General features: G+C 44.5%; 16 protein-coding genes. 6 read left to right on the top strand and 10 right to left on the bottom strand.

Annotation, left to right across the window (positions count from 1 at the left end; genetic code table 11):
• Positions 1–230 precede the first annotated feature (230 nt).
• Entirely contained in the window at positions 231–950 is a 720-nt protein-coding gene (locus EP181_RS04675; RefSeq protein ID WP_172959691.1) for a DUF5610 domain-containing protein, read from the top strand.
• Between the two features lie 142 nt (positions 951–1,092).
• On the opposite strand, the gene EP181_RS04670 is transcribed toward EP181_RS04675, so the two are convergent.
• The gene (locus tag EP181_RS04670) at positions 1,093–1,740 is read right to left on the bottom strand and encodes a response regulator (RefSeq protein WP_127470625.1); all 648 of its coding nucleotides are present in this window, start codon (positions 1,738–1,740) and stop codon (positions 1,093–1,095) included.
• A 130-nt stretch (positions 1,741–1,870) separates the two neighbouring features.
• Positions 1,871–4,003 (bottom strand): ATP-binding response regulator, encoded by a 2,133-nt coding sequence (locus EP181_RS04665; RefSeq protein WP_127470624.1) that lies wholly within the window; start codon positions 4,001–4,003, stop codon positions 1,871–1,873.
• 332 nt (positions 4,004–4,335) lie between these two features.
• Between EP181_RS04665 and EP181_RS04660 the strand changes: the two genes are divergently transcribed.
• Genes EP181_RS04660 through EP181_RS04650 form a run of 3 tightly spaced genes read left to right on the top strand, consistent with a single transcriptional unit; the run spans position 4,336 to position 7,125 of the window.
• Entirely contained in the window at positions 4,336–5,760 is a 1,425-nt protein-coding gene (locus EP181_RS04660; protein ID WP_127470623.1) for a class II fumarate hydratase, read from the top strand.
• Positions 5,761–5,807: 47 nt separating this feature from the next.
• Entirely contained in the window at positions 5,808–6,182 is a 375-nt protein-coding gene (trxA, locus tag EP181_RS04655) for a thioredoxin (RefSeq protein WP_127470622.1), read from the top strand.
• Positions 6,183–6,234: 52 nt separating this feature from the next.
• Positions 6,235–7,125, top strand: coding sequence for an SDR family NAD(P)-dependent oxidoreductase (locus EP181_RS04650; protein ID WP_338064746.1), 891 nt, complete (start codon positions 6,235–6,237; stop codon positions 7,123–7,125).
• 27 nt (positions 7,126–7,152) lie between these two features.
• Here EP181_RS04650 and EP181_RS04645 read toward each other — a convergent pair whose 3' ends face one another.
• Positions 7,153–7,506 carry a thioredoxin family protein gene (locus tag EP181_RS04645; RefSeq protein WP_232023524.1) on the bottom strand — a complete coding sequence of 118 codons (354 nt, stop codon included), beginning with the start codon at positions 7,504–7,506 and terminating at the stop codon, positions 7,153–7,155.
• 181 nt (positions 7,507–7,687) lie between these two features.
• Here EP181_RS04645 and rluF point away from each other — a divergent pair, with 181 nt between their 5' ends.
• Both rluF and EP181_RS04635 read left to right on the top strand, forming a co-directional pair.
• A complete protein-coding gene (gene rluF / locus EP181_RS04640; RefSeq protein ID WP_232023523.1) occupies positions 7,688–8,482 on the top strand; it encodes a 23S rRNA pseudouridine(2604) synthase RluF in 795 nt (264 codons plus the stop codon).
• Between the two features lie 55 nt (positions 8,483–8,537).
• Positions 8,538–9,602: a peptidase M42 gene (locus tag EP181_RS04635; RefSeq protein ID WP_127470620.1), complete on the top strand. Its 1,065-nt coding sequence runs from the start codon at positions 8,538–8,540 to the stop codon at positions 9,600–9,602.
• A 42-nt stretch (positions 9,603–9,644) separates the two neighbouring features.
• Here EP181_RS04635 and EP181_RS04630 read toward each other — a convergent pair whose 3' ends face one another.
• The 7 genes from EP181_RS04630 to EP181_RS04600 all read right to left on the bottom strand — a co-directional run bounded on the left by EP181_RS04630 (position 9,645) and on the right by EP181_RS04600 (position 16,315).
• A complete protein-coding gene (locus EP181_RS04630) occupies positions 9,645–9,884 on the bottom strand; it encodes a (2Fe-2S)-binding protein (protein WP_127470619.1) in 240 nt (79 codons plus the stop codon).
• Between the two features lie 25 nt (positions 9,885–9,909).
• The gene (locus EP181_RS04625; protein WP_127470618.1) at positions 9,910–11,190 is read right to left on the bottom strand and encodes a sensor domain-containing diguanylate cyclase; all 1,281 of its coding nucleotides are present in this window, start codon (positions 11,188–11,190) and stop codon (positions 9,910–9,912) included.
• 40 nt (positions 11,191–11,230) lie between these two features.
• Positions 11,231–12,430 carry a methyl-accepting chemotaxis protein gene (locus tag EP181_RS04620; RefSeq protein ID WP_232023522.1) on the bottom strand — a complete coding sequence of 400 codons (1,200 nt, stop codon included), beginning with the start codon at positions 12,428–12,430 and terminating at the stop codon, positions 11,231–11,233.
• A gap of 195 nt (positions 12,431–12,625) precedes the next feature.
• A complete protein-coding gene (locus EP181_RS04615; RefSeq protein WP_127470617.1) occupies positions 12,626–13,981 on the bottom strand; it encodes a DEAD/DEAH box helicase in 1,356 nt (451 codons plus the stop codon).
• Between the two features lie 251 nt (positions 13,982–14,232).
• A complete protein-coding gene (locus tag EP181_RS04610) occupies positions 14,233–14,439 on the bottom strand; it encodes a cold-shock protein (protein WP_127470616.1) in 207 nt (68 codons plus the stop codon).
• Positions 14,440–14,726: 287 nt separating this feature from the next.
• A complete protein-coding gene (locus EP181_RS04605) occupies positions 14,727–15,614 on the bottom strand; it encodes an ROK family protein (RefSeq protein WP_127470615.1) in 888 nt (295 codons plus the stop codon).
• An 8-nt stretch (positions 15,615–15,622) separates the two neighbouring features.
• The gene (locus EP181_RS04600; protein WP_127470614.1) at positions 15,623–16,315 is read right to left on the bottom strand and encodes a class I SAM-dependent methyltransferase; all 693 of its coding nucleotides are present in this window, start codon (positions 16,313–16,315) and stop codon (positions 15,623–15,625) included.

Genomic DNA, 16,315 nt, shown 5'->3' with positions numbered 1-16,315 from the left:
ATAACATTTAAAAATAGCCGCACATAGTACCATTTACGGTTTTATTTTGCTTAACTTTACCGCGCGCAATCGTGCGCAAGACGTAGATTAAAAACCTTAAATACTTTAGAAGTTTACCCTCTGGCCGATAACCTTAATGCATAATAAAATTACTCTAAAATTACTCTAAAATGATCTTAAAATCATTCCAAAACGCCCAAAACCAGAAAAATTAAACAGAGGTTCTTACCATGGCTATGAACATCAACGCAACCGGCCCTATTAACGCCTACCAAAAGCTGGCGGATTTATCGCCTGCCAATCCCAACAATAAATCGGCACTGGGACAAACCACAGCCGACCAGGCCAGTGCAAAAGGGGTGGCACAAAAAACCGAAGCGCAGGTAACTCAAATGACCATTCGCAACGAACGCCAAGCCAGCTTGGTAGCGCATTTGTTTGGCGATCCGGCCACCGCACCCAGCGATGCCTTAAAGATGACGTTTCAGGCCGCAATGGATAAAATTAACGAAATTTTGCAAGCCGAACTGCCTCAAACAGACGTGGACACGCCCCCACCCATCAGTGAGGCGGCGTTAAAAGCTCAAGGCGGCATGGATTATTGGACTCCCGAAAACACCGCTAAACGCATCGTTGACGGCACAACCGCCTTTTTAAGTGGCTACCAACAAGCTCACCCCGAACTGCAAGGTGAGGCGTTAATTAACGGCTTTTTAGACGTGATTGGCGGCGGCATCAAAGACGGCTTTGATTCGGCCAAAGACATTTTAGGTGGCTTAGATGTGTTAAAAGGTGACATTGCCAGTAACATCGAAAAAACCTATGCGTTAGTACAAGAAGGCTTAACGAAGTTTAAAAATGATTTTTTAGGCGTGCAACCTGCACAAACTGAGAATCCAGCTACAACGACTAATGCTAATGCTGCTAATGCTAGCCCAACCATTGTATAAAGTGGCTGTTGCACAAGCGGGTTAGAATTTACATTTATCTTAGACAACAAAAAAGGGCTAAAAAGCCCTTTTGTACTGTCCGTTTAAAGCTATATTAATACTTTAAAACAGGCTACTCTAAAACAGTTCTATAACAAATTAATTACTCAATTTCTTGCAAACCAACTTTGGTTAAGCCCGACTCATTGGCGTAGTTGGTTAACTCGGCCGTTGACGTCGCGCCCATTTTGGTCATTAGGTTTTCGCGGTGTTTTGATACAGTGCGATCACTGATTTCAAGCATATCGGCAATTTCTTTGGTTTTGTAGCCTTCAGCTACCAACTTAACCACTTGCTTTTCACGTACAGACAATTTCTTGCTGCCCATGCCTGTTTCGGCTTCTAAAATAGGCTGTATTTCAGAGTGAATAAACGTTTCACCCTTAGCCACTTTACGCACGCCTGAAATTAATTCTTTAGGCGAAATTGACTTCATGGCAATACCACTAACGCCTAAATCAAGAACTTCTGTCCAAACGCCAGGAGTTTCTGCAGCGGTTAACACAATTACTTTAGATTCAGCGTAGCGTTTCTTAATGTGACTGATTGCGTTTAAACCACTTAATTTTGGCATAGACAAGTCTAACAATACAACCATTGGTGATTTTGCACGTACCATCTCCAAACATTCTAAGCCGTCTTGTGCTTCACCCACAATTTCAAAATCGCTTTCGGCTTGCAAAATCGATTTAAAACCAGCTCTTACCAAAGCATGGTCTTCAGCTAACAAAATTGTAATTTTTTCAGTCATTGTTTTACCTTATTTATTTGGGTTTTTGTGCGAGCTGTATTGCCTAAAGGAGTTAATTATCAAGCAAATTTACTCATTAATTCATTAATTTAGGGCTCTTTTGAGATATATCATCTCTGCAACTCTAATTTTAACTATTATGACTAATCGCCCATGAGTTCTCAAGGTATTTAATGCCTATTTCAATATTTTCAAGGGACTCAACAATCTTTTTTCGTATTATGTCTAATGGATATCGCTCTTCTGGCAAGGCCTCAATCGTGCGTAATTGTTGCACTATCTTTTGCAACTGAAACAACATGCAGTTGCCTTTTAAATAATGGGCTTTGGCTTGCAATGTTTTCCAGTCGGCCATTTTATTTAAAACCCCTAATTGCGCCACCCCTGATTTTAATTCGCTTAAAAACTCGTCCATTAAAGTGTAAAACTCTTTGGGTATGACCTCTATACCTTCTAAATCAGAACTTGGAAGAGGATGTATCAGCGATAAAGATTCCACTGGATTCTGACAACGACTGGGGGTTAAACAGGTTTGCGGTGTTGGCAACTGAAACAACGCCATAATTTGTTTTTTAGACACTGGCTTAATCAACCAGGCGTTAAAACCAATAGAGCAAAAGGTTTCGCCGTTAGGTATAACGTGCGCTTCTTCGCCGCCGGCCGTAATAGCAAACACACCTTTTAATGTCTGGGTAAGACCTTGATCAACGGCACTTTTAATGCGTTTGCACACTTCGACACCGTCTAAATACGGCATTTGAATGTCTAAAAACACATAGTCATAATCATAACTCTGAAACATTGACCAGGCCTGCTGACCGTCTTGAGCCTCAAACACTTGGCAGTGCAAATCTTTTAAATACCCCGACAATACCATGCGATTAATATGCGAATCGTCCGCGACTAAAATTTTGTAAGGCTTGTCTTGCGCGTGCAATGCAATGTTGTTGTTTTTTTCTTGCTGTTTCTGTAATTCAAGCACTTGCTGTTCTTGTAATAATTGTTGCTGTTTTTTATGTTCTTTTTTCTGCTTAACCCTTTGTGACAATGGGCTGATAGGTGCATTTACACCCAAACGTCCCATCTCGGACGATCCGACCTGCGGCAGTCTAAGCGTAAAGTAAAATGTGGTGCCAACATGTGTCACCGACTTAACCGCCACTTCGCCTCCCATTAACGTCACTAATTGTTTAACAATAAATAACCCTAAACCAACACCCAAATTTTGAGCCATCCCGCGACTGTTTTCTAACTGGGCAAAAGGTTCAAAAATCTGGGTTAACTTATCGGCCAAAATCCCCTCGCCCGAATCGGTAACCGAAAATAAAAATGAATCTGCTTCAACCGCTTTAACCTCAACAGTGACGCCTCCAAAATGGGTAAACTTAATGCCATTAATAATTAAATTAATAAGCACTTGTGATAAACGCAAGCTATCACCCACTACCCAATCGACTTGGTCGTTATAAATTAACGACACCATTAAACCTTTGTCGTGTGCAATGGAGTTGGTTAAAAGTTTTATATTGTCTAGAGTTTCTTTCAACGAAAACTTAACGGGTCTAAGTTTCATTCCATCGTATTGAGTTTGCGAGTAGGTCAAAATATCGCTCACCAAATAGGTCGATTGCTCGGCCGTCATGTGTATCACCCTTAAGGGTTCAACAATATCAGGATAGGCAGCGTACTTGTCCAACAGGCGTTCAGATAAACTGCTGATGCCCAATAAAGGCGAGCGCAATTCGTGGCTTAGTAACGCCAAAAATCGCGACTGTGTATGATAAGACTTTTGAATAAAGCGGTTTTGCTCTTCTAGTAACGCCTGGCGTTCTAACATTTGCGTAATTGACATGCGCCCTTGGGCGTCGACTATTTCACGCTCTAATGCCACCATTTCGGATATGTCAATGCACTGTGACCAGACTATTTTTTGGCCGTTTTGTTCGATAACGCTTAAGCGATTTTGAAACGATGTTTTGCCTTTTTTGGTGCAAAACGACACCACAAACCGGTGGTCTTCTTGAGTTTGATGCAGTGCTTCTGTAATTTTAATGCGCATCATAGGTGAATTGTAGCAACCGGTCATGTCTTCTAAAGACACCATTGGCTTTTCAAAATAGGCTTGCAATGCACTTGAAATTTGCAAATGCTCACCGGTTTCGTTAACAAAATACGCCCACCATACCGCATCTTTTAACAATATATTGGCAAAGTCAACGTGGTTAAACGGGCTGTTTTCGATGGTTTCAGAGCAATTTATCAATGTAGTTTCTCATGCAAAGGTCTTATTTAAAGCAAAACCCAACAAACTGCTGGCATTAGGTGCGATGGTTGGTGCAACGATGGGTGCGACACTATCCTAGTGACGCCTCGGGCTATTATTTTGAACCAATAATGCTAAAATAATACTCAATTTAACGTTTAAAAGATGATTTAAATGCATTATGGCATTGCATGCAATGCCGTAAATAAGGCACTTAGCACGTATAATTAATGATAAAACCAATATAAAACTAACGATTAAGTCAAAACCCAAACATCACACACGCAAATATTCGTGTTTAAACCTAACGACAGCAAAGAACCTCTTATTTTATGGCACAACCAACTTTACACTCGCAAACACACTCGCACACCAGCGCTTTTAGAATTGAAAAAGACAGCATGGGTTCTTTAGACGTGCCGGCTAATGCCTTGTATGGCGCGCAAACTCAACGCGCCATTAACAACTTTCCCATTAGCGGCACGCCTTTGCCTGCGGCATTTATTAAAGCACTTTGTTACGTTAAGTTTGCCTGCGCCGACAGCAATAAAGCACTTGGATTGTTAAGCGCACAAAAAACCGATGCCATTCAGACCGCCGCTAAAGAGATTATTGACGGGCGTTATTTAGAGCAGTTTCCCATTGATGTGTTTCAAACCGGCTCGGGTACCAGCACCAACATGAATGCCAATGAGGTCTTGGCGACCCTAGCCAAACAGATGACCGGCGTTGAGGTGCATCCCAACGACGACATTAATATGAGCCAAAGTTCTAATGACGTAATTCCAACCACTGTGCATGTCGCCGCTGCACTGGCGTTAGAAGAATCTTTATTGCCCGCGTTGCAACATCTTGCCAACACCATCGAAGATCGTGAACGTGAACTGGCGCACGTGGTAAAAACCGGACGCACCCATTTAATGGATGCCACCCCCATTCGCCTTAGCCAAGAAATGTCGGGCTGGCGCGTGCAAATTACCGACAACATCGCGCGTTTAAAAGACACTCAAAAACGTATTCAACAACTGCCACAAGGCGGTACAGCGGTGGGCACAGGCATTAACGCAGACCCTGAATTTGGACCTTTAGTGTGCGCTCATTTGGCCACCATTACCGCCATCGACTTTACCCCTATGCCCAACTATTTTGTGGGATTAAGCTCGCAAGACAGCGCCGTAGAGCTTAGCGGGCAACTGAATGTATTGGCGTGCAGTTTAATGAAAATCGCTAACGATTTACGCTGGATGAACTCGGGGCCACTTGCTGGCTTGGGTGAAATTCAACTGCCCGCGTTGCAACCCGGCAGCTCGATTATGCCGGGCAAGGTTAACCCAGTGATTCCCGAAGCGGTGTGCATGGTGGCCGCACAAATTATGGGCAATCACACCGCCATTACCGTAGGTGGGCAGTCGGGCAGTTTTCAGTTAAATGTTATGTTACCTATGATTGCCTTAAACCTATTGCAAAGTTTAGAAATTGCCAGCAACGCGGCGACTCAATTGGCTGATTTAGCGATTGCGGGGTTTAGTGTTAACCAAGAAAACCTTCAAAAAGCGCTCGACATTAACCCCATTTTAGTCACTGCACTGAATACCGTGGTAGGTTACGAAAAAGGCGCGGCCATCGCCAAAGAAGCCTATCGCTCTGGTCGCCCCGTTTTAGAGGTGGCTTTAGAAATGACCGATTTGGACCAAGCGACCTTAAAACAATACCTTAACCCCATGCTGTTAACGCAAGGTGGCAACCCAACGGTTTAATTTTATTCAACTTTTCAACTTTATAGACTGCGTCAAAGGAGCCAAACATGGCCGTAATAAACTTAAAAACAGAACAATTTGAAGACACGATTGCCAATAACGACATTGTTATTTTTGACTTTTGGGCAGAATGGTGTGGACCATGCAAACAATTTGGTCCTATTTTTGAGCAGGTGTCTGAAAAATACCCAGACATTGCCTTTTGCAAAATCAACGTCGAAGAAGAACAAGAGTTGGCGGGCATGTTTCAAGTGCGCTCGATTCCAACCATTGTATTTATGCGTGAAAAAATTGTGGTTTACTCTAACCCAGGTGCCATTCCAGCCGGCGCATTAGAAGAAGGCATTGCGCAACTGATGTCGTTAGACATGGCCAAAGTGCATCAAGACGTCGCTGACGCTCAGGCGGCCGACCATAACTAAGATAACGAACATAACCAACACAACGGCCAATACTCACAACACCCATAAACCTGTGTTGACCCAAACGGGTATCCTGCCGCGTGTCCTGCCGCCAAGCACCTTATTAATAACCGGGTGCTCAACCGGTATTGGTTATTATTGCGCGGTGCAGTGCCACCAACTGGGCTACAAGGTAATGGCTACGTGTCGAAATCCCAGTGATGTGGCGCGCATTAAAGACTTAGGAATAGACTGTTTTGAGTGCGACTTGGCCAATAGCGACTCAATCAACCACGCGTTTGCTCAAATTGTGCAGCATTTACATGAACAAAAAATCGCACCCATTGCGGGCTTGTTTAACAATGCGGCGTTTGGTCTGCCCGGTGCGATCGAAGATTTAAGCCGTGCGGCACTCGAACATCAGTTTCAGACCAATGTGTTTGGCACCCAAGAGCTTACCAATTTGGTGATTCCTTTAATGCGCCAACAGGGTTTTGGGCGCATTATTTACAACAGTTCTATTTTAGGCTTTGCCGCCATGCAATATCGCGGGGCGTACAACGCCAGTAAATTTGCCATTGAAGGCCTAGCCGATACCTTGCGCTTAGAACTCAAATCAACCGGCATTCAAGTCAGTCTAATTGAACCTGGACCGATTTTATCGGACTTTAGAAAAAACGCTTTTATTCAGTTTAAACATTGGATTAACGTACCCAGCAGTGTTCATCAAGCCCAATATCACGCCATGATTGACCGCTTAGAAACCGTTGGCCCAAGCGCGCCGTTTACTCTTGGCCCCGACGCAGTCTGTAAAGCACTGTTGCACGCCCTGCAAGCACCGCACGCAAAAATTCGTTACCGCGTTACCGTGCCTACCCGAGTATTTGCTGTACTAAAACGTTTACTGCCCAGCCGTTGGCTTGACCGTTTGTTAATCAAAGCCGGTGGCGATGGCAAACGCTAAATCGCGTAAACGTGATTTAAGCTTGATTTAAGCCTCGTCAAACAGCATGGCATAAGGCCTGGCTAAATCCTGCACCACTTTTTGCAGGCTAAAAGTGCGAACTTCTTCAACAAAACGCTGCCCGCCAAAATAGACCTGTAAGGTCGGCAAACTTAATACACTCTGCTGCGCGCACACTTCGGTGACCACGTGACAATCCACGTACGTTAAATGCATTTTGAGGTAATGCGCCTGCATTAATTCAATTAATTTGGGCTTAATCGCATGACACACATTACAGTTTTTACCGCCAAACAGCACCAATAATGCATCGTGTTGTTGCTTTAAAGCCTCTAATTGTTCCAAAGTTTGAATATCTTGCATGGTGTCCGTGTCGGGCATTTAGGCCTCCTTTCTTAAAGGGTTTTAATAATTAGGCGTCATAATAATCGCTTAAATTGGCTTTGACCAGGCCTGGTCAAACGTAATGTTACGTTTAAGGACGCAATTCAGGGGGTTTAAAACTTCTTTTTTTGCTAAACTGCTTGTTTTATCGCTATGCCAATCAAACAATGGAACCGCAGTGAACAGTAAAGTCGCCTCTGATGTACACAATCCCTCTAAAAATGCCGTCAGCACCGCCAAACGCCTTAACAAATACATCAGCGAATCGGGGTTTTGTTCACGCCGCGAGGCCGACAAACTCATTGAACAAAATCGCGTTAAAATCAATGGCCAACTGCCCCAACTGGGCACTAAAGTGTTGCCTGGCGACGTAGTGTTAGTGGACGGCAAAACCATTAAAGCCAGCGCAACCAATAAATCAGACCGCATTTACATCGCCTACCACAAACCCATTGGCATTACCTGCACCACCGAGCGCCACATTAAAGGCAATATTATTGATGCCATTGGCCACAAAGAGCGTATTTTTCCGATAGGCAGGTTAGACAAACCGTCGGAGGGTTTGATTTTTTTGACCAGCGACGGCGACATTGTCAACAAAATTTTACGTGCCGAAAACGCCCACGACAAAGAGTACATCGTGACAGTAGACAAACCGCTTAATGAGCGTTTTATTGAACGCATGGCGCGTGGCGTGCCGGTGTTGGATACCGTCACCAAACCGTGCAAAGTGTCGATGGAAAGCCGCTATGTGTTTAAAATTATCTTAAACCAAGGGTTAAATCGCCAAATTAGACGCATGTGTGAATTTTTAGGTTACGAAGTGACTAAACTCAAACGCACCCGCATTATGTCGGTGGAGCTGGGTGAGTTAAAACCCGGCCAGTGGCGTAATTTAAAACCAGCCGAAATGGCGCAAATTCAAGCCGCCGTAGCGCACTCAACTAAAACCGCGACCATAAATGCAGAATAAATAATTTAACCAGGCCTGGTTAAATGGATGAATACATTCCAAAAGAGATCTAATTATGATTCAACCCGAATTTATCGACTTATTAAAAGCCCTCATTCGCCAACCCAGCGTGGTGGGTGCCGAACACTCCTTTTTTAGAGTATTACAGCGCGAGCTTGAAGAGCGCGGTGCAAAGGTCACGTGGTACGAGGGCTTACTGGTCGCGCAGGGTAAAGATCCGTTTAGCACCATGTTTTCGGCGCACATTGACCGACACGGTTTAATTTCAACCGGGCCTAATGAGTTTCAATACGCGGCGTTTATCTCGGCCAATCGCACCGACTTGCTTAATAATTCGGTGTCTGAAGAGCTGATGTCTAAAATCACCGAACGATTTGGCTCAGTGCCCGTGTTTGCGTACGAGCCTTGGTCGGGCGCGTATCGTGGCAATGGGGTGATTAAAAACTCCTACGTATGCGAATACCGTAACAACTTAATTTTTGAAATTGATGGCTTAGACAGCGCTGTGGCTGGCACGCCCGTGGCGTTTGAAGACAAACTCAAAATCACCAATGGTCGCTTAGAAGGCCAGCTTGATAACGTGTTAACCGCCGCCGCATTGGTGCATCTGTTTAGCCAAGGATTTGAAGGCACGGCCTTTTTTACCGCCCAAGAAGAAGCCGGTAAAAGCTGGCGTTATTTATTAGAATGGTTTAGACGCTTTGGCGGCTCGACCAACCGCTTGTTTGTGGTAGACACCAGCCCTTTTCCCACGGTTGAGGCCGCCAATCAACAACTGTTGGTCTTACGCGAAAAAGACGCCAACGCCGCGTTTAATAAAGAAGCCACCGATTTAGTGGCACGCCTGTGCCAACAAAACCAATTAAGCTACCTGTATAAAGACCATTATGTTGAAGCCGAAAACGTACGTTTAACCGCGTTGGGTGAAAAACCGCGCTCTATGGGCAGCACCGAAATGGGTCGAATCATTAACGCCTCAAACGGCTTGGTGGACGGCACCACCATTCAAATTCCCACCACGGGCTATCACACCATGAGCGAATCGGCTTCGATTGAATCGGTTGAGGCCTTTTTAAAACTCTTACTCAGCCTTTCGACCAGGCCTGGTGAAATGAGCTAATAAAACATTAAAACATGGCTGGGTTAAGGCGCGTTTTATGGGTTATTTATCCATTGCATCACAACCCGCTAAGCACTCTAATAAATCGTCAATTTGTCGCGCACAACACCCATTGCCATCCGAGGCATAGGTTTTAGCGCGCACTTTCTCAAGCGTGTCAGCCCCCTGAGCAATCGCATTAATAACGGTTAATTTAGGCACTTCATTGCAAACGCATAAATTGCGGTCTAAATTGCGTTTTAAAATCTCAGGTAATTTTTCTAAAGCTTCGTCGGGGGTCATGGGATTTCCGTTACAGAATTTTGGATTAATCAGCGCGACACACACGGTTTTTACCGAGTTTTTTAGCCAAATAGACCGCTTGGTCGGCTTTAACAAACAACTCTTCGGGCGTTTGCTGAGGATAGATTTGCGCCACACCAAAGCTCATGCTGAGGGTTTTGCTGGGCAACATGGAAAATTCCGAGGTATTAATACATAAGCGTAGCAACTCGGCCACTGTTAGCGCCTTATCAAGGCTGGCGTCCACAAGAATACAAAACTCCTCTCCTCCCCATCGAATCACCACATCGGCGTCCCGTAAATTGCTTTGTAAAACATGGGCAACCTGTTGCAAGGCTTCATCGCCCACCGCATGCCCCAAGGTGTCGTTAATCATTTTAAAATTATCAATATCGCTCAAAATAAGACAAAACGGCGCATGGTGGCTTTCAAACACACGCATTTTATAGTCCATAATCTCATCAAATTTAGCGCGATTAAACAAGCCTGTTAACGGATCGTGGTAAGCCTGGTATTCCAGATGATTGGTTTTGTTAATCACCTCAGACGAATCTTTACTCAGCGCCAAATAGTAGCAAGGCTGGTTGTCGTGATCCAAAATAGTCGTGATGGTTTTTTGCTCAAAAAACAGCTTGCCATTTTTGTGTACGTTTAAAAACACCCCTTCAAATGGTTGATTTTTAGAAAGCTTGCTCCACATGTCATCGTAAAACTCAGCGCTCATTTTGCCCGATTTAAACATGCGAACATTTTGATGTTCAATTTCTGCAAACCAGTACCCAGTAAGCCGACTAAAGGCGCGATTGGCGTAAATAATATTGCCTTGTAGGTCGGTGATTAAAGCGCCATCGGCCGATTGATTGAGCGCCTCGGCCAAAAACAACGCTTGATCTTGTGCTTTTACAAACTCGGTGATTTCAAGTTGATTGGACAAAAACGCAATAATCTCATGTTGCTCATTGCGAATGGGGTTAATGCTCCAACGCACCGGATAACTTGAGCCATCTTTGCGATAGTTTATGGTCTGGCCAACAAAGGTTTCACCTTTGAGCAACGCGGTTTTTAATTGCTTAATGGTTTCTGATGAAGTGCCAACCCCTTGCAATATTCTAGGGGTTTTATTAAGCAGCTCGCTTTCGCTGTATTGCGTTTGTTGCTTAAAACGTTCGTTAACGTAGATAAACTTCTGCCCATCGACCGACATATCCGCGTCGGTTATAACCAGGCTGGACAGCGAAAACTCCAACGCCTCTAAAAAACTGTTAATAGACGCCGATTGCAATAACCCAGGTTTTGACACGATCATGTAAATTCCTAAAAACGTTAAGACACCTTAATGGATGTATTTAATGCGTTTTAAACTGTCCAACCAATTTGCTTAACTGCTTGGCTAAACGCCCCACTTCACTGCCAGAATGATACGTTTTAGTCGCGCCGGTGGCAACTTTTTGCGCCTCTTCGTTTATATGCTCAATGCTCTCATTCACTCTACTGGCTTGATTTTGTTGGTCTTTAGAGGCATTGGCAATTTGTGAATTGGTTTGGTAAATCGTGTCCACCGCCACTTCAATGGCCTGCAATGAATGTCCGGCTTTATTGACTTGTTGTACGCTTTCGTGGGCTTTTTGTTGACCACGATTCATCACGCCCACCGCTTCTTGCGAAGCCTTTTGCAAGTGACTAATGGTAAGCTCAATCTCTTTGGTGGACGCTTGGGTGCGACTGGCCAAAATGCGCACCTCGTCAGCCACGACTGCGAAACCACGCCCATGCTCACCGGCTCGTGCCGCTTCTATGGCCGCGTTTAACGCCAATAAATTAGTTTGCTCTGCAATGTCTTTAATCACCTCCAAAACACTCACAATGGTGCCACTGTCGTGTTCAAGACGTTTAATGACCACAGTGGCCTCTTCAACCTCATTTGCCAGCAGACCAATGGAATGCGCAGTTTGCTTAACAACACTTGAACCTTGAGTTGTGGCACTGCTTGCTTCATCAGCCGCTTGCAAAGCCGATTGAGCATGCTTAGACATGGCAAATACCGCCGCGTTCATGCTGTGCATGGCTTCTTCTACTTGCTGAGTGTCTTGCTTTTGTATTTCAACCCCTTTTTGGGTGTTTTGGGTTTCGCAAATTAGGGTAGAAGACGCCACGTTTAAATGTTGTGACACCTCGGTGATGCGCTCAATCATCTCTCGCAAGTTAGCGGTCATTAAATTAAAACTGTACGACATATCGCCAATAAAATCGTTACTTTGTAGCGTACAGCTTTTAGAAACATCATTTTGACTAATGGCATTGGCCACATCGCCAATCCGCTTTAAACGCTGTAGCAGCATTTTATTAAGCAACCAAAAGTTAAACAGCCCAATGCTAATCCCCGCAGCAATGCACGACAAGACAAACCAAGCCAACATGCCCTCTTTCCACTCAACAAAAAGGTTTGAAAATATCGGAAAAACAATGCCCATTGACACACCAAAACCCATAAAGGCTAAAAACATGTTTCGTAAAATACTGGGTTGTTTAAAATCAAATGAGATCATGCGGGGTTTATCCTGTGGGCACTTTTTAATAAAATTTAAGAAGCAAAAAACAGTCCAAGTGATTTATTACTTGAAGCCGCATAATAAAAAATACAGAATTTAAAAACAAAAAAACCGACCAGGCCTGGTCGGTTTTGATATACAGACAAACAAACCACTGGGGTTTATTTAATGCAAAGGTCTCGCTTAATAACGTTATGAACCCGAACGACCACCTGAGCCATTATTTGAGCCATTACCACGGTTTGACGAACCACGACCACCGCGGTTTGCGCCGTTACCACCATTACTAGGCGGTTTATGCCCACGCGCAGCATCGCCAGAGCGTTGGCCATCGTGATGCTCACTTCTAACTTTAGGCTTTTTAGGTCTGCTGGGCTTAATTGGACGAGTATCTAAGCGCGACTCGGGCAAGGCGTGAACCGGTTCAAATCCGGCCACTACTTTGCGCGTTAATAACTCACCGGTTAAACACTCAATGTCTTTTAACAAATCAAATTCATCGGCACACACCAACGAAATCGCGTGCCCGGTCGCACCTGCGCGACCAGTACGCCCGATACGATGCACGTAATCTTCCGGAACGTTGGGCAAGTCAAAATTAACCACTTGCGGCAGTTGGTCAATGTCCAAACCACGTGCAGCGATGTCGGTGGCCACTAAAACTTGCACCGCACCACTTTTAAACTCAGACAATGCACGCGTACGCGCACCCTGGCTCTTGTTGCCGTGAATGGCCGCCGATTTTATGCCGGCTTTTTCAAGTTGCTGGGTTAAGCGATTAGCGCCGTGTTTGGTTTTAGTAAACACCAAGACTTGAAACCACTGGTGCTCTTGAATTAATTTAATCAGCAATTCGGCTTTTTTGCCTTTGTCCACTGGACAAATGGATTGCTCAACACTTTTTACCGTGGTATTTGCAGGAGAAACTGAAATTTCTACCGGGTTTTTAACCAATCCTTTAGCCAATTTGCGAATGTCGTCTGAAAACGTCGCCGAAAACATCAGCGTTTGACGGTCGGCTGGCAACAGCGCCATGATTTTACGCAAATCATTAATAAAACCCATGTCCAACATACGGTCGGCTTCGTCTAAAATAAGCACTTCAAGTTGTTTAAACTTAACCGCATTTTGATTGTATAAATCCAATAATCGTCCTGGCGTTGCCACCAATACATCCACGCCGCGACGTAACTTAATCATCTGCGGATTAATTTTTACCCCACCAAACACCACCGCCGAGCGCAATGGCAAATTAGCACCATAAGTTTCTACACTCTCGGCCACCTGTGCCGCCAACTCACGGGTTGGGGTCAGCACCAAAGCACGCACTTGATTATCTCGCGCCGACTCACCCTTAGACAAACGTTCTAACAACGGCAAGGTAAAACCGGCCGTTTTTCCTGTACCAGTTTGCGCGGCGGCCATAACGTCACGGCCTTCCAAAATAGCTGGAATAGCTTGTTTTTGAATGGGCGATGGCGTTTCATAGCCTTGCTTAGCAACGGCTTCAAGAATGGGGGCCGATAAGCCCAGTGAGGCAAAACTCATAGGTTGGTCTCTTTTTTATATTTATATGTATTTATATAGGTGTTTGGGTGTGCGTGTTTTAAGGTGGCGAATGGCCATAACAGAATGGGTAATTATGGAGGCAATTTAGCAATGCAGTACACGTTAAACATGTCTTACAAAAATGGGAACCCTAAAACAACAAACGCTGTAAATAGAACACCCCTAAGAATGTTTATTTACAGCGCTGAATTCAATGAAAAAGGTTAATTACTTAACCTTTTTAAAGAAATTTAGATAACGCTTACGTTAGCGGCTTGAAGGCCTTTCTGTCCGTTTTCAACTTCGAACTGAACTTTTTGACCTTCTTCTAGGCTCTTGTAACCAGAACCTTGAATAGCGCGGAAATGTACGAATACATCTTTTCCGTCTTGAGCTTCGATGAAACCGAAACCTTTCTTCTCATCAAACCATTTAACTGTACCAGTAGTCATACTCATGAGTAATCTCCAATTTTTTTAATTAATAATAACAAATCAACTTTGTCTTCGCGACAAGGTCAAAAAAGTGCTGAAAGATGCAGAAATTACTTACGAACATATTAAGATGGGATATTTGAAGTACAATCTAAATAGCGCTGATATAAATAAATAGCCGCTGTAATCTTTACCAGCCGATGCAGTTTACCTTAAAACCACCAAATGTAAAGCCTATTAATACAATATTTTATTAATTGCATCGGAATGCGCGATTTAAAGGGGTCTAAAGGGGCTTAAAGAGGTTAAAACTACAACCAAGCCGCGCCGCGAACACCGCTGGCATCACCAAATTTAGGCGGCACTAAGCGTGTATTCACTTCATCGCTAAACACCCACTGCGACCAAAGTGCTGGTACGTCTCTATAAATTCGCGCTACGTTTGACATTCCGCCACCCAATACAATCACATCGGGGTCTAATACATTAATTACACTGGCCAACCCTTTCGCCAACCAAATAATGTAATCATCAAGTAACGCCGCCGCTAACGGATTTTTTTGCTCGCTTAGCGCTTCTATGTTCTGTGCACTTAACGCTGTACCGCCGCGCTGTTGATAATGTCGCTCTAACCCGCTGCCCGACAAGAAGGTTTCGTTGCAACCTTGTAATCCACAATAACAGTCTAACGCGATGTCTTGGTCATTGCGCCATGGCAGTGGGTTATGTCCCCATTCGCCAGCAATGGCATTTGCGCCACTTAAAATGCGCTGATTCACCACCAACGCGCCACCACAACCTGTTCCAATAATAACACCAAAGACCACATCAGCGCCCTGCGCCGCCCCATCAATGGCTTCTGACAGTGCAAAGCAATTGGCGTCGTTGGCTAATTTTACCGGCCGATTTAATGCGGTTTGCAAGTCGCCTTGCAAGTCTTGACCAATTAAGCATATTGAGTTGGCATTTTTAATACGACCTGTTTTTTGTGAAACCGCACCAGGAATACCCACCCCAACCGACTGCGCGATACAATTAACCTTGCGCTCGGCACGGTCAACCAACCCTGCAATCGCTTGCACCGTGGCTAAATAATCGCCCTTTGGAGTAGCCATCCGCTGTTGATACAATGTTTCGCCTTGCTCGCTTAAGGCGATAAGCGCGATTTTTGTGCCGCCTAAATCAATTCCAATGCGCATCAACCCACCTACGACTTGTGCAAATACACGGTAAAATCATTGTCCAAATAGCCCTCAATCAGCGTGACTCTATGAGCAAAAGTATGGCAAAAATCCACGATATCGGCGGGTAAAAAACTTTGTAAATCGCTTCGACTGGCCACCCAGGGATGCCGTGCATCCAATAAATTAAACGCGACACCTTGTTTACACAGCGCGTACATCTTTTTTAATGTCGCACGAGCATAATCACCGTAACAGGCCGCAGTGCCCTCCACCTCGGTTTCGACCACTTCATTTAATGCGCCCGACAACATCACATAGTCAAATTGATTAACCTCAAATTTGCATTCCGACAACTCGCCTTCAAAAATTAAAATACCCGGTTCTATCGCGCGCGCGGCTTGCACCACAACAGGCGATACATCAACCCCTTGATAACTTGGGTAAAAACCGTGACGATTTAAGTAGCGCTTAAAATCAGCAAAGCCACAACCCATATCCAATAATGACCAGGCCTGGTCATTGCCTATTTGGGTATTTTCAGCAACACAAAGCCTCTTGGGTAAACTGTCCATAAGTGTTTTAAAGCGAACTTCTTGCACAGTTCGATCACTCCAATACAGTGCTTTCGGCTCATAGCCATAGTTTTCTACTGAAACACGATGCCGAGTTTGAATCCGTAGCCGCTGTTTGTCCGATAATCGAGCCACATCGCTCAT

Source organism: Thiomicrorhabdus aquaedulcis (genome assembly GCF_004001325.1).
Taxonomy (GTDB): Bacteria; Pseudomonadota; Gammaproteobacteria; order Thiomicrospirales; family Thiomicrospiraceae; genus Thiomicrorhabdus; species Thiomicrorhabdus aquaedulcis.
The sequence above is the reverse complement of the archived record's forward strand: the minus strand, read 5'-3'. Positions and strand labels throughout refer to the sequence as shown.